General features: G+C 62.5%; 12 protein-coding genes. All 12 read left to right on the forward strand.

Going from position 1 to position 15,111, the window contains the following annotated elements; genetic code table 11:
* Positions 1 to 205: 205 nt before the first annotated feature.
* The 12 genes from glnE to P2T68_RS03885 all read left to right on the forward strand — a co-directional run bounded on the left by glnE (position 206) and on the right by P2T68_RS03885 (position 15,065).
* Positions 206 to 3,145 carry a bifunctional [glutamate--ammonia ligase]-adenylyl-L-tyrosine phosphorylase/[glutamate--ammonia-ligase] adenylyltransferase gene (gene glnE, locus P2T68_RS03830; protein ID WP_069075122.1) on the forward strand — a complete coding sequence of 980 codons (2,940 nt, stop codon included), beginning with the start codon at positions 206 to 208 and terminating at the stop codon, positions 3,143 to 3,145.
* A 54-nt stretch (positions 3,146 to 3,199) separates the two neighbouring features.
* A complete protein-coding gene (waaF, locus tag P2T68_RS03835; protein ID WP_024073029.1) occupies positions 3,200 to 4,234 on the forward strand; it encodes a lipopolysaccharide heptosyltransferase II in 1,035 nt (344 codons plus the stop codon).
* A 1-nt stretch (position 4,235) separates the two neighbouring features.
* Entirely contained in the window at positions 4,236 to 5,297 is a 1,062-nt protein-coding gene (waaC, locus tag P2T68_RS03840) for a lipopolysaccharide heptosyltransferase I (RefSeq protein ID WP_024073030.1), read from the forward strand.
* Positions 5,297 to 6,421 (forward strand): glycosyltransferase family 4 protein, encoded by a 1,125-nt coding sequence (locus P2T68_RS03845; protein WP_277379077.1) that lies wholly within the window; start codon positions 5,297 to 5,299, stop codon positions 6,419 to 6,421. The genes waaC and P2T68_RS03845 overlap by 1 nt, the downstream gene beginning before the upstream one ends.
* The gene (gene rfaP, locus P2T68_RS03850; protein WP_024073032.1) at positions 6,418 to 7,224 is read left to right on the forward strand and encodes a lipopolysaccharide core heptose(I) kinase RfaP; all 807 of its coding nucleotides are present in this window, start codon (positions 6,418 to 6,420) and stop codon (positions 7,222 to 7,224) included. Before P2T68_RS03845 ends, rfaP begins: the two co-directional genes overlap by 4 nt.
* Positions 7,224 to 7,958, forward strand: coding sequence for a lipopolysaccharide kinase InaA family protein (locus P2T68_RS03855; RefSeq protein WP_168232235.1), 735 nt, complete (start codon positions 7,224 to 7,226; stop codon positions 7,956 to 7,958). The genes rfaP and P2T68_RS03855 overlap by 1 nt, the downstream gene beginning before the upstream one ends.
* Positions 7,955 to 8,707 carry a lipopolysaccharide kinase InaA family protein gene (locus P2T68_RS03860; protein WP_069075126.1) on the forward strand — a complete coding sequence of 251 codons (753 nt, stop codon included), beginning with the start codon at positions 7,955 to 7,957 and terminating at the stop codon, positions 8,705 to 8,707. Before P2T68_RS03855 ends, P2T68_RS03860 begins: the two co-directional genes overlap by 4 nt.
* Entirely contained in the window at positions 8,707 to 10,164 is a 1,458-nt protein-coding gene (locus tag P2T68_RS03865) for a lipopolysaccharide kinase InaA family protein (protein ID WP_150292199.1), read from the forward strand. The genes P2T68_RS03860 and P2T68_RS03865 overlap by 1 nt, the downstream gene beginning before the upstream one ends.
* A 333-nt stretch (positions 10,165 to 10,497) precedes the next feature.
* Positions 10,498 to 10,854, forward strand: a complete 357-nt coding sequence (locus tag P2T68_RS03870) for a YceK/YidQ family lipoprotein (protein ID WP_277379078.1) — start codon at positions 10,498 to 10,500, stop codon at positions 10,852 to 10,854.
* 153 nt (positions 10,855 to 11,007) lie between these two features.
* Positions 11,008 to 12,765: a carbamoyltransferase gene (locus tag P2T68_RS03875; protein WP_024073039.1), complete on the forward strand. Its 1,758-nt coding sequence runs from the start codon at positions 11,008 to 11,010 to the stop codon at positions 12,763 to 12,765.
* Complete coding sequence (locus P2T68_RS03880; RefSeq protein ID WP_069075132.1) at positions 12,766 to 13,662, forward strand: antimicrobial resistance protein Mig-14; 897 nt, start codon at positions 12,766 to 12,768, stop codon at positions 13,660 to 13,662.
* Entirely contained in the window at positions 13,659 to 15,065 is a 1,407-nt protein-coding gene (locus tag P2T68_RS03885; RefSeq protein ID WP_024073041.1) for a PIG-L family deacetylase, read from the forward strand. The genes P2T68_RS03880 and P2T68_RS03885 overlap by 4 nt, the downstream gene beginning before the upstream one ends.
* Positions 15,066 to 15,111 lie beyond the last annotated feature (46 nt).

The raw sequence follows: 15,111 nt of genomic DNA on the forward strand, positions 1-15,111 counted from the left end.
AAGACTGAGCGGATTGCTCGGTCTGATCGGTGAGCATAATCGTTATTGTTGATCTTTTGCGAACAAGAAAAGGTAGAAGTTTAATGTTGCCTGCCAAAATTAATGTTTTTTCAGCTATTTCTAACTTTTGTTCGACAGTCCTCCATCGAGCGCGCTGCCTGCGTTCACAGCAACAAGCCGTTTACGCGCCGATCAAGGATAGACCATGAGCCTTCCAACGCTGGCCGAACTACCGGCCATTCTCTTGCCATTTGCCAGCCGGGCCGAGCAGTCATTTCGTGACGCAGTGGCCGCGCTGGATGACGATCATGGCCTTTCTGCGTGGACGCCGCAACGGTGGGCCGACTTCGCCCGGGTGTGCGCCGCCAGTGACTTTGTGATTGAACAGAGTGTTCGTGACCCTTTGATGTTGCTGGAACTGGTGGCATGGGGCGAACTGGACCGCGGCTTTGCGCCGGGCGAGCTGTGCGGGCAGATTGCCGGTGCGGTGCAACAAGCTGAAACAGAAGATGAACTGGGCCGCGTCTTGCGTCGCCAGCGTACCCGCCAGCAAGTGCGCATCATCTGGCGCGACCTGACTCGCCAGGCCGACCTGGTGCAAACCTGCCGCGACCTTTCCGACATGGCCGACGCCAGCATCGACCAGGCCTACCAATGGCTGTACCAGCGTCACTGCGTGCAGTTCGGCACGCCGACCGGCCGGCGCAGTGGTGAGGCCCAGCAAATGGTGATCCTCGGCATGGGCAAGCTCGGTGCGGTGGAGCTGAACCTGTCATCGGATATCGACCTGATCTTCGCCTACCCCGAAGGCGGTGAGACGGTGGGCGTCAAGCGCGCCCTGGATAACCAGGAATTTTTTATCCGGCTTGGTCAAAAATTGATCAAGGCTCTCGACCCGATGACCGTCGACGGTTTTGTCTTTCGCGTCGATATGCGCCTGCGCCCCTACGGTTCGGCCGGCGCCTTGGTGCTCAGCTTCAATGCGCTGGAGCAGTACTACCAGGACCAGGGCCGCGACTGGGAACGCTACGCCATGATCAAGGCGCGGGTGGTGGCTGGCGACCAGGTGGCCGGCGCGCAACTGCTGGATATGCTGCGTCCGTTCGTCTATCGCCGTTACCTGGACTTTTCCGCCATCGAAGCGCTGCGCACCATGAAGCAGCTGATCCAGCAGGAGGTGCGGCGCAAGGGCATGGCCGAAAACATCAAACTGGGCTCGGGCGGCATCCGTGAAGTGGAGTTTATTGCCCAGGCGTTCCAGTTGATCCACGGTGGTCGCGACCTCAGCCTGCAGCAGCGGCCGTTGCTCAAGGTCCTCGGCACCCTGGAAGGCCAGGGCTACCTGCCACCGGCGGTGATCGCCGAGTTACGCAATGGCTATGAATTCCTGCGTTACACCGAACACGCGATCCAGGCGATTGCCGACCGTCAGACGCAAATGCTTCCGGACAGCCCCGAAGACCAGGCGCGCATTGCCTTTATGCTCGGGTTTTCCGATTGGGCCACCTTCCATGCGCGCTTGATGTATTGGCGTGGTCGCGTGGATTGGCATTTCCGCCAGGTGATTGCCGACCCGGATGAAGAAGAAGGCGAAGAGAGCGAATTGGTCGTCGGCGGAGAATGGCTGCCGCTGTGGGAAGAGTCCCAGGATGAAGATGCCGCCTGCCGCCAGCTCGCCGAAGGCGGTTTCAGCGACGCCCCCAAGGCCCTCAAAGCCTTGGCCGGCCTGCGCGGCAGTCCGCAACTGCGTGCCATGCAGCGCCTGGGTCGCGAGCGCCTGGATGCGTTTATCCCGCGCCTGCTGGCCCAGGCTGTCGAGCACGCCAACCCCGACCTGGTGCTGGAACGTGTACTGCCGCTGGTGGAGGCCGTCGCGCGGCGTTCGGCTTACCTGGTCTTGCTCACGGAAAACCCCGACGCCTTGCGCCGCCTGCTGACCCTGTGCGCCGCCAGCCCGTGGATCGCCGAGCAGATCACGCGCTTTCCGCTGCTATTGGATGAGTTGCTCAATGAAGGTCGCCTGTTCAAGCCGCCCTTGGCGCCCGAACTCGCCGCCGAGCTGCGCGAGCGCCTCACGCGCATTCCCGAGGATGACTTGGAGCAGCAGATGGAAGCCTTGCGCCACTTCAAGCTGGCCCACCGCCTGCGCGTCGCCGCCTCGGAAATCGCCGGCAGCCTGCCCTTGATGAAAGTCAGCGACTACCTGACCTGGCTCGCCGAAGCCATCCTCGAACAGGTGCTGGCCCTGGCCTGGCGCCAGACCGTCGCGCGCCACGGCTCGCCGCAACGGCTGGACGGCACCCTGTGCGATCCTGGGTTCATCATTGTCGGTTATGGGAAAGTCGGCGGTATCGAACTGGGGCATGGTTCGGATCTGGACCTGGTGTTTATCCACGACGGCGACCCGCAGGCCGAAACCGACGGTGCCAAGCCGATCGACGGGGCGCAGTTCTTTACGCGCCTGGGCCAGCGGATCATCCACCTGCTGACCACCCAGACCAACTCCGGCCAACTATATGAAGTAGACATGCGCCTGCGACCGTCCGGCGCATCCGGCCTGCTGGTGAGTTCGCTTGGGGCGTTCGCGCGCTATCAGGAGAACGAAGCCTGGACCTGGGAGCATCAGGCGCTGATACGTGCGCGGGTGCTGGTGGGCAGCCCGGATGTCGGCCAGGCCTTCGAGCAAGTGCGGGCCAAGGTGCTGGGGCGTGAACGGGACCTGGTGAAGCTGCGCCAGGAGGTCAGCGAGATGCGCGCCAAGATGCGTGACAACCTGGGGACCAAGTCGACGGTGGCCGGTACCGGCGCCAATGCCTTCGAACCCACGGTGGTGTTCGACCTCAAGCAGGACGCTGGAGGTATCGTGGATATTGAATTTATGGTGCAATACGCCGCTTTGGCGTGGTCTGCGCAACATCCATCGTTGCTGCGCTACACCGACAATATCCGCATTCTGGAGGGCTTGGAGCAGGTAGGGTTGATGCCTGCCGCCGATGCCCATTTGCTGCGCGAGGTGTATAAAGCCTACCGTTCCGCCGCGCATCGCCAGGCCTTGCAGAACGAGGCCGGCACGGTGACCGGGGATCAGTTCGCCGACGAACGGCGCCAGGTGATGCGAGTCTGGCAGGAGCTGGGGTTGAGCTGAAACACTATTAGGGCGGGGAGGCATAAGCCTCCCCGCATCGTTTGTGGAAACTACATGAATATTCTGATCGTTGGGCCCAGTTGGGTCGGTGACATGGTGATGGCACAGACACTGTTCCAGTGCCTGAAACAACGTCATCCCGACTGCCAAATCGATGTGCTCGCCCCTGAGTGGAGCCGGCCGATCCTCGAGCGCATGCCCGAGGTGCGCAAGGCCCTGAGCTTCCCGCTCGGCCACGGTGCCCTCGAGTTGGCGACTCGCCGTCGTATCGGCAAATCCCTGGCCGGCCAGTATGACCAGGCGATCCTGTTGCCCAACTCGATGAAGTCGGCCCTGGTGCCGTTTTTTGCCGGCATCCCGAAACGTACCGGCTGGCGCGGCGAGTTTCGCTACGGCCTGCTTAACGACGTGCGCAAGCTCGACAAGGCGCGCTACCCCCTGATGATCGAGCGTTTCATGGCCCTGGCCTACGCGCCCGGCGCCGAGTTGCCGACGCCGTACCCGCGCCCGCGCCTGCGGATCGACCCGGTGACCCGCGACGCAGCCCTGGCCAAGTTCGGCCTGGCCCTTGACCGTCCGGTGCTGGCGCTGTGCCCTGGCGCCGAGTTTGGCGAGTCCAAGCGCTGGCCGTCGGAGCACTACGCCAAGGTCGCCGAGATGAAAATTCGCGAAGGCTGGCAGGTGTGGCTGTTCGGTTCGAAAAACGACCATGGGGTGGGCGAAGATATTCGCCAGCGCCTGATCCCCGGCCTGCGCGAGGAAGCGGTGAACCTCAGTGGCGACACGTCGTTGGCCGAGGCCATCGATCTGCTCTCCTGCGCGGATGCCGTGGTGTCCAACGACTCCGGGTTGATGCACGTGGCGGCGGCGCTGAATCGCCCGCTGGTGGCGGTGTATGGTTCTACGTCCCCAGGCTTTACCCCACCGTTGGCCGACCAGGTCGAAGTGGTACGCCTGGGTCTGGATTGCAGCCCGTGCTTTGAGCGCACCTGCCGTTTCGGTCACTACAACTGCCTGCGCCAGTTGCTGCCGCAGCCGGTGAGCGATGCCTTGCAGCGGTTGCAGGGCTCTGTGGTCGAGGTTCACTGAGTTGCGGGTACTGGTAATCAAGACCTCATCCCTGGGCGACGTGATCCACGCCTTGCCGGCATTGACCGACGCTGCGCGGGCGATCCCCGGTATTCAATTCGACTGGGTGGTGGAAGAAGGCTTCGCCGAAATCCCCACCTGGCATCCGGCCGTCGACAAAGTGATCCCGGTGGCGATCCGCCGCTGGCGCAAAAATATCTGGCAGACCCTCAAGAGTGGTGAATGGCGACGCTTCAAACAGCGCATCCAGTCGACCAAATACGACCTGGTGATCGATGCCCAGGGCCTGCTCAAAAGCGCCTGGCTGACCCGTTACGTGCGCGCGCCAGTGGCCGGTTTCGACAAAAACTCCGCCCGTGAACCGATTGCGGCGCGCTTCTATTCCCGGCGCCTGGCCGTGGCCCGCGGGCAGCACGCGGTGGAACGCCTGCGCCAGCTGTTTGCCGTGGCACTCGGTTACGACCTGCCCAAGGGCTTGGGCGACTACGGCCTGAGCGTCGACAAACTGCTCGGCCTGCCGCCGAAAAAACCCTTCGTATTGCTGCTGCACGGCACCACCTGGGACACCAAGCACTGGCCCGAAGCCTACTGGCGTGAGCTGGCCGAGCGCATGGGGCGCCTGGGGGTGGACGTGAAGTTACCCTGGGGCAACGCCATCGAAAAGGCGCGGGCCGAACGCCTGGCCCAGGGCCTGCAACACGCCGAAGTGCTACCCAGGTTGAACCTGGCCGGCGTCGCCCGTGTGTTGGCCAGTGCCCGTGCCTGTGTGGCGGTCGACACCGGCCTCGGTCACCTGGCGGCCGCGCTGGATGTGCCGACCATTTCCCTGTTCGGGCCGACTAATCCCGGCCTGACCGGCGCCTATGGCAAAGGCCAGATTCACCTGGCCAGTGATTTCCCGTGCGCGCCGTGCCTGCAAAAACAATGCACCTATCAACCCACGGCCGACGACCTGCGTCGGTTCGACATCAAGCGCGAGTCGCCCCTGTGCTTCACGCGCCTGAACCCTGAGCGTGTGGCAACCCGGCTAAGCACGTTGTTATTGGCTGAGGAGCTGCACTGATGCAACTGGCTTTTGTTCTGTACAAATATTTCCCCTTCGGCGGCCTGCAACGGGATTTCATGCGCATCGCCCTGGAATGCCAGCAGCGCGGCCACCAGATCCGTGTCTACACGCTGATCTGGGAAGGCGACATCCCACCGGGCTTCGAGGTGCTGGTGGCGCCGGTCAAGGCGTTCTTCAATCATCGGCGCAACGAAAAGCTCAGCGCCTGGATGGAAGCCGACCTGGCCAAGCGCCCGGTAGACCGCCTGATCGGTTTCAACAAGATGCCCGGCCTGGATGTGTATTACGCCGCCGATGGCTGCTTTGAAGACAAGGCACAAAACCTGCGCCATTCGCTGTACCGCAGCTTCGGTCGCTACCGCCACTTTGCCGAGTACGAACGCGCGGTGTTTGCCAAGGATGCCAAGACCGAGATCCTGATGATCTCCGAAGTGCAGCAACCCTTGTTCATCAAGCATTACGACACGCCGCTGCAGCGCTTCCACCTGTTGCCACCGGGCATTGCCCAGGACCGCCGCGCACCGCCGAATGCCGCCGAGATCCGCGCAGGGTTCCGCAAGGAATTCAACCTGACCGATGACGAACTGCTGCTGGTGCAAATTGGCTCCGGCTTCAAGACCAAGGGGGTCGACCGCAGCCTCAAGGCCGTGGCCGCACTGCCGGCAGAGCTGAAAAAACGCACGCGCCTGTTTGTAATCGGCCAGGACGACCCCAAAGTATTCCAATTGCAGAGCGCCACCCTGGGCTTGGGCGACAACGTGCAATTCCTCAAGGGGCGCAGTGATATTCCGCGCTTCCTGCTGGGCGCCGACCTGTTGATCCACCCGGCGTACAACGAAAATACCGGGACCGTGCTGCTCGAAGCCCTGGTGGCCGGGCTGCCGGTGCTGGTCTCGGCGGTGTGTGGTTATGCCCATTACATCGCCGAAGCCGACAGTGGCCTGGTGCTGGATGAGCCGTTTGAACAAGCCCAACTCAACCAGTACCTGGCGCAGATGCTCAGCGATTCTGCACAGCGCATGGCCTGGGGTCGCAACGGGTTGGCGTTCGCCGAGACGGCCGACCTCTACAGCATGCCGCAGCACGCGGCGGATGTGATTCTGGCGGAGCCAAAACGATGAAGTTGATACTTGCCGAACCGTTCAAGACCCTCTGGGCTGGGCGTGACGCCTTCGCCGAAGTCGAGAAACTGCAAGGCCAGGTATTTCGCGAGCTGGCGGCCCGTCGCACGTTGCGCACCGAGGTCGACGGCCGTCCGTATTTCGTGAAAATCCACCGTGGCATTGGCTGGGGGGAGATCTTCAAGAACCTGATCACCGCCAAGTTGCCGGTACTGGGGGCGGGCCTTGAATGGGCCGCCATCCATCGCCTGCAGGCCCTCGGCGTACCGACCATGACCGGCGTAGCCTTCGGCGAAAAAGGCAGCAACCCGGCGGACCAGCATTCGTTCATCATCACCGAAGAACTGGCACCGACCCTCAGCCTGGAAGACCTGACCGTCAACTGGGTCGCCGAACCCCCGGCACCTGCACTGCGTCATGCCCTCACCGCCGAACTGGCGCGGATGGTCGGCGACATGCACCGTGGCGGCGTGAACCATCGCGACTGCTACCTCTGCCATTTCCTGCTGGACACCGCGCAGCCGATTGACGCGCGCAACATCAAGCTTTCCGTCATCGACCTGCACCGTGCCCAACTGCGTGCCCATCTGCCGATGCGCTGGCGCGACAAGGACCTGTCGGCGTTGTATTACTCGGCGCTGGAGATTGGCCTGACGCGGCGTGACAAGCTGCGTTTTCTCAAGGGTTACTTCCGCCAGCCGCTGCGCCAGATCCTGGCTGAGCAATCGGCGTCCCTGAGCCTGATACAGCGCAAGGCCGACAAGCTGTATGCACGCAAACAACGCTACGGGGATGCGCTCTGATGGCGGGTTGGAACCTGGAACCTGCTTACGCCGCCCTGGCGGATGATTTCGGAAGCCTTGCAGCAGTGTTCGCCCTGCAAGGCGAGCGCTTGACCCGCGACCCCCTCTCGGAGGTGATCCGCGTGGAGCGCGGTGGGGTCAATTATTACGTGAAGCGCTATGTCGGGGCCGGCAAGGGCCTGCGGCGCTACCTGGGCAAGCCACGGGTGAAGTCCGAGTGGCAGAACCTCAAGCGCTTCGCCAAGTGGGGCATTCCCACCGCCGACGTGGTGGCCTGGGGCCTGGAACGCAAGGGCCTGGCCTACGCACGGGGGGCGATGATCACCCGCGAGTTGCCCAAGACCGAAGATTTGTCGGCGCTGGCCGAGCGCAACGATGCGCGCCTCAAGGACCCCAAGTGGGTCTATGCCGTGAGTCGCCAGCTCGCCGAATACACGCGCACCATGCATGATCATCGCTTCACCCATAACGACTTGAAGTGGCGCAACCTGCTGATCGACGACCAGCAGACGCTGTATTTGATCGACTGTCCCAACGGTGATTTCTGGCGCGGTTTCTGGCTCAAGTACCGCATCACCAAGGACCTGGCCTGCCTGGATAAGGTGGCCAAATATCACCTGTCGGCCACCCAGCGCCTGCGCTTCTACATGCAATACCGCCAACGCTCGCATCTGACGGCGTCGGATAAACAGCGAATTCGCCATGTGGTGAAGTTTTTCGAGGGACGCGAATGAGTGATTTCCTGGCGGCCGACGACCGCGCTTTACTTGAGCGCAACGGCCTCGCGACTTTCGACGCCCTGTGGGCCAAGCAATTGGACGCGGTGGATGAGCCGAACACCAGCCGGGGCGGCTGGAGCAGCGTGTTTCGCCTGGAGCTCGATGGCCAGGGGTATTACCTCAAGCGCCAGAGCGACTACCTGACGCGCACCCTGCATCGCCCGTTTGGCGAGCCAAGTTTTGCCCGCGAATTTCGCAATATCAGCCGCTATCGCCAGTTGGGGATCCCGGCCCTGCAGGCAGCGTTTTTCGGCCAGCGCAAGGTCAATGGCGAGCATCGCGCGATGTTGCTGACCCGTGCCCTGGACGGCTGGAATGACCTGGAGTCATTGCTGGAGCAGTGGCCTTCACTGAGCGATGCCCAGCACCGCGCCATCCTGCAAGCCAGCGGCCAGTTGGCTCGGCGGCTGCACAGCGTTGGCCAGGTGCACGGCTGTTTTTATCCCAAGCATATTTTCCTGCAGGCGACGGGCGACGGTTACGCCGCGCAGCTGATCGACCTGGAGAAAACCCGCCCGCTGTTGTTCGGCTGGCGGGATCGGGTCAAGGACCTGGAGCCGCTGTTGCGCCGTGCACCGCAGTGGTCGGATGAGCAGGTGCGCCAACTCCTGGCGGCGTACCTCGAACAGCCTGAGGACAGCGCGCTGCTCGCCACCTGGCACCAGCGCTTGACCGCGCGGCGTAGCCACAAGGAGAACCGCTGATGCGTTTGTCCGAGTTGAAAAAAGCCGGGCGTACCCCCGGCCTGCCACTGACTCTTGACCTGGCGGACGCTGCTGGCCCTGGGCAGTTGCAACTGCTGAGCCTGTTGCGTGTATTGCCGGGCGAGCGCTACGTCGGCGCAGCGGTCTGGCGCGGGCGTCCGGTACTGGCCAAGTTGCTGGTAGGCAGTAAGGCCGCGCGACATTTTCAGCGTGAACTCGGCGGCGTGCGCCTGCTCGCCGAACACGGCTTGACCACACCGCTGCTGCTGGCCGATGGGTTGCAGGAAGGCGAGGGCGGCTGGCTGTTGTTCGAGTTTATCGAAGGCGCTGAGAGCCTGGCGGATGCCTGGCACGCGGTCGAAGGCTTGCCGCCGCTGGCGGATGAGCAAACCGCCGTGCTGGCCGAAGCGTTGGGTGCGATTGCCCGGATGCACGCCAAAGGGCTATGGCAGGAAGACCTGCACCTGGACAACCTGCTGCGCCAGGGCGAAAAGCTGTATCTGATTGACGGTGCCGGGATTCGTGCCGAAGAGGCAGGCAAGCCGCTGTCGCGCAACCGGGTGCTGGAGAACCTCGGGGTGTTTTTCGCCCAGTTGCCGAAAAACCTCGAGCCGTTTACCGAGGAACTGCTGGTGTATTACCTGCTGGGCAATGGTGAGCACGCGTTGCCGCTCGAGGCCCTGGAGAAGCAGGTGCGCAAGGTCCGCGCCTGGCGCCTGAAGGACTATTTGAACAAGGTCGGCCGTGAATGCACGCTGTTCAGCGTGGTGCGCGGTGCCTTCGGCCTGCGTGCGATTCGGCGCGAGGAAGAGCCGGCCATGCTGCCGGTGCTGGCACAGGCTGACGCATTGCTGGATCAAGGCCACCTGTACAAGACCGGTGGTGCGGCCAGTGTGGCCAAGGTCGAGGTGGCCGGCCGACCGCTGGTGATCAAACGCTACAACATCAAAGGCTTCACCCATTGGCTCAAGCGCTTCTGGCGCCCGAGCCGCGCCTGGCATTCCTGGCGCGAAGGCAATCGCCTGGCGTTCCTCGGCATTGCCACGCCCACGCCGCTGGCTGTATTGGAAAAGCGTTTTTTCTGGCTGCGCAGCCGGGCTTATCTGGTCACCGAGTACCTGCCGGGGCCGGACATCATCGAGCGTTTCGCACCCTATGTTGAGCACGGCGACGCGCCTGAAAACGAACTGCTGGCGCTGGACCATCTGTTCGCCGAGCTGATTCGCGAGCGCATCAGCCATGGCGATTTCAAAGGCCACAACCTGTTCTGGGATAACGATCGCTGGTCGCTGATCGACCTGGACGCGATGTGTCAGCACAGCTCTGCCGCCAGCTTCGCCCCGGCGTATGCCAAGGACCGTGCGCGGTTTATGCGCAATTGGCCCGAGAGCAGTGCGTTGTATCAGTTGATCGATCAGCGTTTGCCCAAAGGGATCGAGATTGGTGGCTCCCTGTAGCAGGGCGCGAGGGCAATATGAACGTAGATGGGCAACCCGGAAGAGCCTGAAACCTAGGATTGAATATCCCATGGCAGATGAAAAACTAATCCCTCCGCAGTTTCTGCTCTTTGAAAGCGAGAGTGAGGTGGTTCATGAGTCGGCCGGAATCCGTGGCGCTTGGTGTGTAAACGCGCAAAAGGTCGCGAGTTCAGTGAGTCGGGCGATTTTTATCATTTAGGAATCAGCCTACGTTGCAAATCGGTGTTACTACGCTGGGGCTCCAGGTTCGTCGATGTTAGCGTGACCCGCTTCGCCAAATGACAACGGCCGATGGCTTAAAAGGAGTGGTTCGTGAGGATTGCATCGAAAGTCTTGTGGCTGGCCGCCGGGGTGGCGCTGGCCGGTTGCGGAACCATCAATACCGTTTTCCGCCCGGATGTCGTGACCAGCCAGAACCTCAAGGACTCGCGCAGCCACTGCGAAAACGTGCCGCGTATCTACAGTGGGGTGATGTACGGGTTTTGTACCCTCAGTGGCGAACCCAAGCCTGAAAAAAGCCTGAACGACATAAGCCTGATCGACCACGGGCCCGGCGCCGTCCCTGTCATCGCCATCGAATTCGTGGCCTCCGGGGTGCTGGACACGCTGCTGCTGCCCTACACGATCTACCGTCAGTCCAAGGACGGCAGCATCGAGATCTTCCGTTAGCGCGCAGTGACAACCGGTCGCCACATTCCCTAGATCATCCCGCCGCATGTTTACGCTATAATCCCGCCCTTTAGCTGTTTCCTGCCCAGGCGGGAAGCACACTTTTTTCAGGCGCAACCCGCCTGCATGCAGACTAAAAGAGGCTAGACCCCTGTGGCATTGACGATTCTTGGCCTGTCCGGCGCCCTTAGCCATGATCCTTCCGCAGCCCTGTATATCGACGGCAAGCTGATCGCGGCCGCCGAAGAAGAGCGCTTCGTACGCGACAAACATGCAAAGAACCGCATGCCCTACGAGTCGGCGAAGTTCTGCCTGGAACAGGCCGGCATCAAGCCTTCCGACGTTGACGTGGTGGCGATCCCGTTCGCCCCGATCAGCCTGTTCGGCGAGGCGCGCTGGCACTACGCCAAGCGTTACTGGTACGCCCCGGATCGCGCCCTCGACGCGATCCTGATGGGCAACCGTCGCTACAAGCGCTACCGCAACAAGATCGTCTGGTGCCTGGAGCAACTGGGCTTCGATCCGAAGAAAATCAAGATCGAGCCGGTTGAACACCACCTGGCCCACGCTTCCAGCGCCTACCACTGCTCCGGCTTCCAGGAGAAGACCGCGATCCTCGGGATCGACGGCAAGGGTGAGTACGCCACGACGTTCTTCGGCTACGGCGAGAACGGCAAGATCCACAAGATCAAGGAATTCTACGATCCGGACTCCCTCGGTGGCCTGTACGGCGCGATCACCGAGTTCCTCGGTTTCGAGATGCTCGACGGTGAGTTCAAGGTCATGGGCATGGCGCCGTACGGCGACGCCAGCAAATACGATTTCTCGCGGCTGGCCTCGTTTGAAAACGGCGAGCTGGTGATCAACACCGACTACGCCAACGTTATCGGCCTGCGCCGTTACAAAGAGAAGGGCAAGGGCTTCTACTTCTCGCCAAAACTGATCGAGTGGCTGGGCCCCAAGCGCGAAGGCGACATCGCCGACGAGCCGTACATCCACTACGCCGCCAGCATGCAGGCGCTGTTTGAAAAGCTGGCCTTGCAGATGATCGACCATTACCTGGGCGACATCCTCAAGGACACCGGCAAGCTGGCCTTCGCCGGCGGCTGTGCGCTGAACGTCAAGCTGAACCAGAAGATCATTGCCCGTGACGACGTCAAGGAGCTGTTCGTGCAGCCGGCGTCCGGCGATGCCGGCACCGCTGTCGGCGCCGCCGCTTACGTGTCCCACGCCCGTGGTGTACCGGTGGAGAAGATGGAACACGTCTATCTCGGCCCGTCCTACAGCAACGAAGACGTGATCGCAGCCTGTGCCAAGCACGAGAGCAAGCCGAACTGGCGCAGGATCGAAAACATGCCCAAGCGCATCGCCAGGATCATGGTCGACGGCAACCCGGTGGCCTGGTTCCAGGGCCGCATGGAATTTGGCCCGCGCGCCCTGGGCGGTCGTTCGATCATCGGTTGCCCTAGCGCCACGGGCGTGGCTGACCGCATCAACCACCAGATCAAGTTCCGCGAGCGCTGGAGGCCTTTCTGCCCGTCGATGCTCGACACCGTGGCCCCGCAGATGATCAAGGTCGATCACCCGGCGCCGTTCATGACCTTCACCTTTGAAGTGTCGGAAGAGTGGAAGACCCGCGTACCGGAAGTGGTGCATGAAGATGGCACGTCCCGCGCCCAGGTGCTCAAGCGCGAATACAACCCTCGCTACTACGACATGATGAAAGAGCTGGAAGTGCTGACCGGTAACGGCGTGTCCCTGAACACTTCGCTCAACCGTCGTGGCGAAGCGATGATCTGCTCGCCGACCGACGCACTGAACATGTTCTTCGGCTCGGACCTGCAGTACCTGATCATGGAAGATATTCTGGTCGTCAAGGATGGCGTGGACCCTTATGACGCTGTGGTTTAAATGCTGAACCGCTTCCAGGCTTGGCGTGAACGTGGCTGGGCGCCTGTCGAGGCCGAGGTTTACGCCCAGGCCTGGCTGCGGTTTGGTGGCAGCGTGGCGACCCATCCGCAGGTCGTCGAGCGCTTGGCCACGCTGGCGCAGATTCCGGTGCGCTACCTGGGCTGGGAGCAGGACGGCGAGCTCAAGGGGGCGATTGCCACCTGGGGACGCGACCTGGCCCTGTCCAAGGACGTGCTCAAGCGCAGTGGCAAGAAAGGCCTGTTTGACCTGGGCAATGCCGAGATCATCCTGCCCATTGCTGCCGATGCGCAGGTGCCGGTGCGCCATCGTGGGCGCTACCTGTCGGCGCTGAATGAAGGCCGCGTCAGCACCCTCAAGCCCCAGGCCGAGCAACTGGCCATGGCCCGTACCCCCGAAGACCTGTCGAAGAAATTTCGCTACAACCAGCGCCGCGAGCTGCGTCTGCTGGAAGAGGCGGGCGGTGTGGTGCGCGCGGTCAGTGAGTTCTCCAGCAGTGAGCTGGCGGCGATCTACTGCGATCTGTTCCAGCGTCGTTGGGGGTTCCCGGCGACCGGGGCCGAGCGCCTCGCCGAGGTGCTGGCATTGCTCAAGGAGTTCCTGATCGGTTCGGTGTTGTTTCTCAACGATGCCCCCATTGCCGTGCAATTGGTGTATCGCGTCGAATCACCTGAATGGATCAGCATTGAATACGTCAACGGCGGGGTCGACCCTGAAACCCGCGCGTTCAGCCCTGGCAGTGTGTTGAGTTTCCTCAATACGCAAAGTGCCTGGGAGCAGGCCCGGGCCGTGGATAAACCGCTGCGTTTTTCTTTTGGGCGTGCCGACCGTGAATACAAGGAGCGCTGGTGCACGCCAGTGCCGGTGTTCAGCCTATGAGCCGCAAACAGCAACTGCTCAAGCGCCACCGACGCAACAAGCGCATTGCGCTGCTGATGGGCTTGCTGGTGTTGGTCGTGGCCGGTGTGCTGGTGGCCTGGTGGCTGCCGTTGATCCTGGCGGTGCTGCTGTGGGTGGCCCACGAAGCCTGGTTCGCCGACCATTTGTTCTATTCGCCCAAGGATGACTACCAGTACCGCTTTGCTCCCGGTGGCCAGTCGGTCGGTGTGCGCCTGGACGCCGGGCGACTGGTGCCACAAGCGCCTTTGGAACTGGCGGGCGATGAAACACTGATCGTCGAAGTGCAGCTCAAGAGCAGTTGGTTGGGGCGCTTCTTGGATCCAGCGGTTGAATTGTCCGGGGATCGCCAGGCGTTCGAGCGTGGTGTGGCCGGCAAGCGTTACCTCAACCTCACCGGTTCCGCGACGGCACTGGCCGGCGGTGAGCTGCACCTGCGCGGTCGCTATTGCCGCGTGATCGGTCAGCCGGTGCTGTGGGTCTTCCGGCAACCGGACCTGGCCCGCCAGCGAGTGATGGTGATCGCGCCCCATGCCGACGACGCTGAACTGGCTGCATTCGGCCTGTATGGCCAGGCGGACGAAAGCTGGATCGTGACCCTGACCGCCGGCGAAATCGAGGCCGAGCACTATCAGCAGATGGGCCTGCCCAAGGCCGACGCCGCGCGGATCAAAGGACGCCTGCGTGCCTGGGACAGCATTGCCGTACCGCGCTGGGCCGGCGTGCCCGAGGCGCGGTGCGTGCAACTGGGTTACTTCTGCCTGCAACTGCCGGCCATGCGTGACGCTCCCGATCAGCCCCAGGCGTCCCGCGAAGCGCAACTGGACGATACGCGGCTGTTCCGCCAGTTCAATGCCCTGGCGCTGCCCAGTGATGCGGACGGCGCGCCGACCTGGAACAACCTGATTGCCGACCTGCGCGCGGTGTTGCTCAAGGCGCGCCCCGAGGTCATCGTGGTACCGACCCCGGTGCTTGATCCTCACCCGGACCATATCTGTGCCCACGCCGCGGTGGTGCAGGCATTGGAAGGGCTTGAATGGCAGCCGACCACGCTGCTCGGTTATGCCAACCACCTGCATGATAATGACCGCTGGCCCATGGGCGATTCCGGTGCCGGCGTGGCGTTGCCGCCGCAGTTCGATGCGACCCAGGTGCTTGAGCCTTATTGCCGGGTGCTGACCCTCGGCCAACAGCGGGACAAGGCGATGGCGCTGGGCATGATGCATGACCTGCAACCCCGCGCGCCGTTCAAGCGTCGGGTGCGCCGCCTGTTGCAGCAATGGCTGGCCGGTCGTGGTCCATCGCCTTATGGTGAGAATGAATTCTTCCGCAAGGCCGTGCGCCGTCACGAGCTGCTTTGGGTATTGAAGCCGGACCGGGATTGACTATTTTTCGTTGGGCCGCTCGCGCGTAGCGGCCTGATTGCCCCAT

It is taken from the genome of Pseudomonas sp. G11 (genome assembly GCF_029457515.1).
Taxonomy (GTDB): Bacteria; Pseudomonadota; Gammaproteobacteria; order Pseudomonadales; family Pseudomonadaceae; genus Aquipseudomonas; species Aquipseudomonas gorinensis.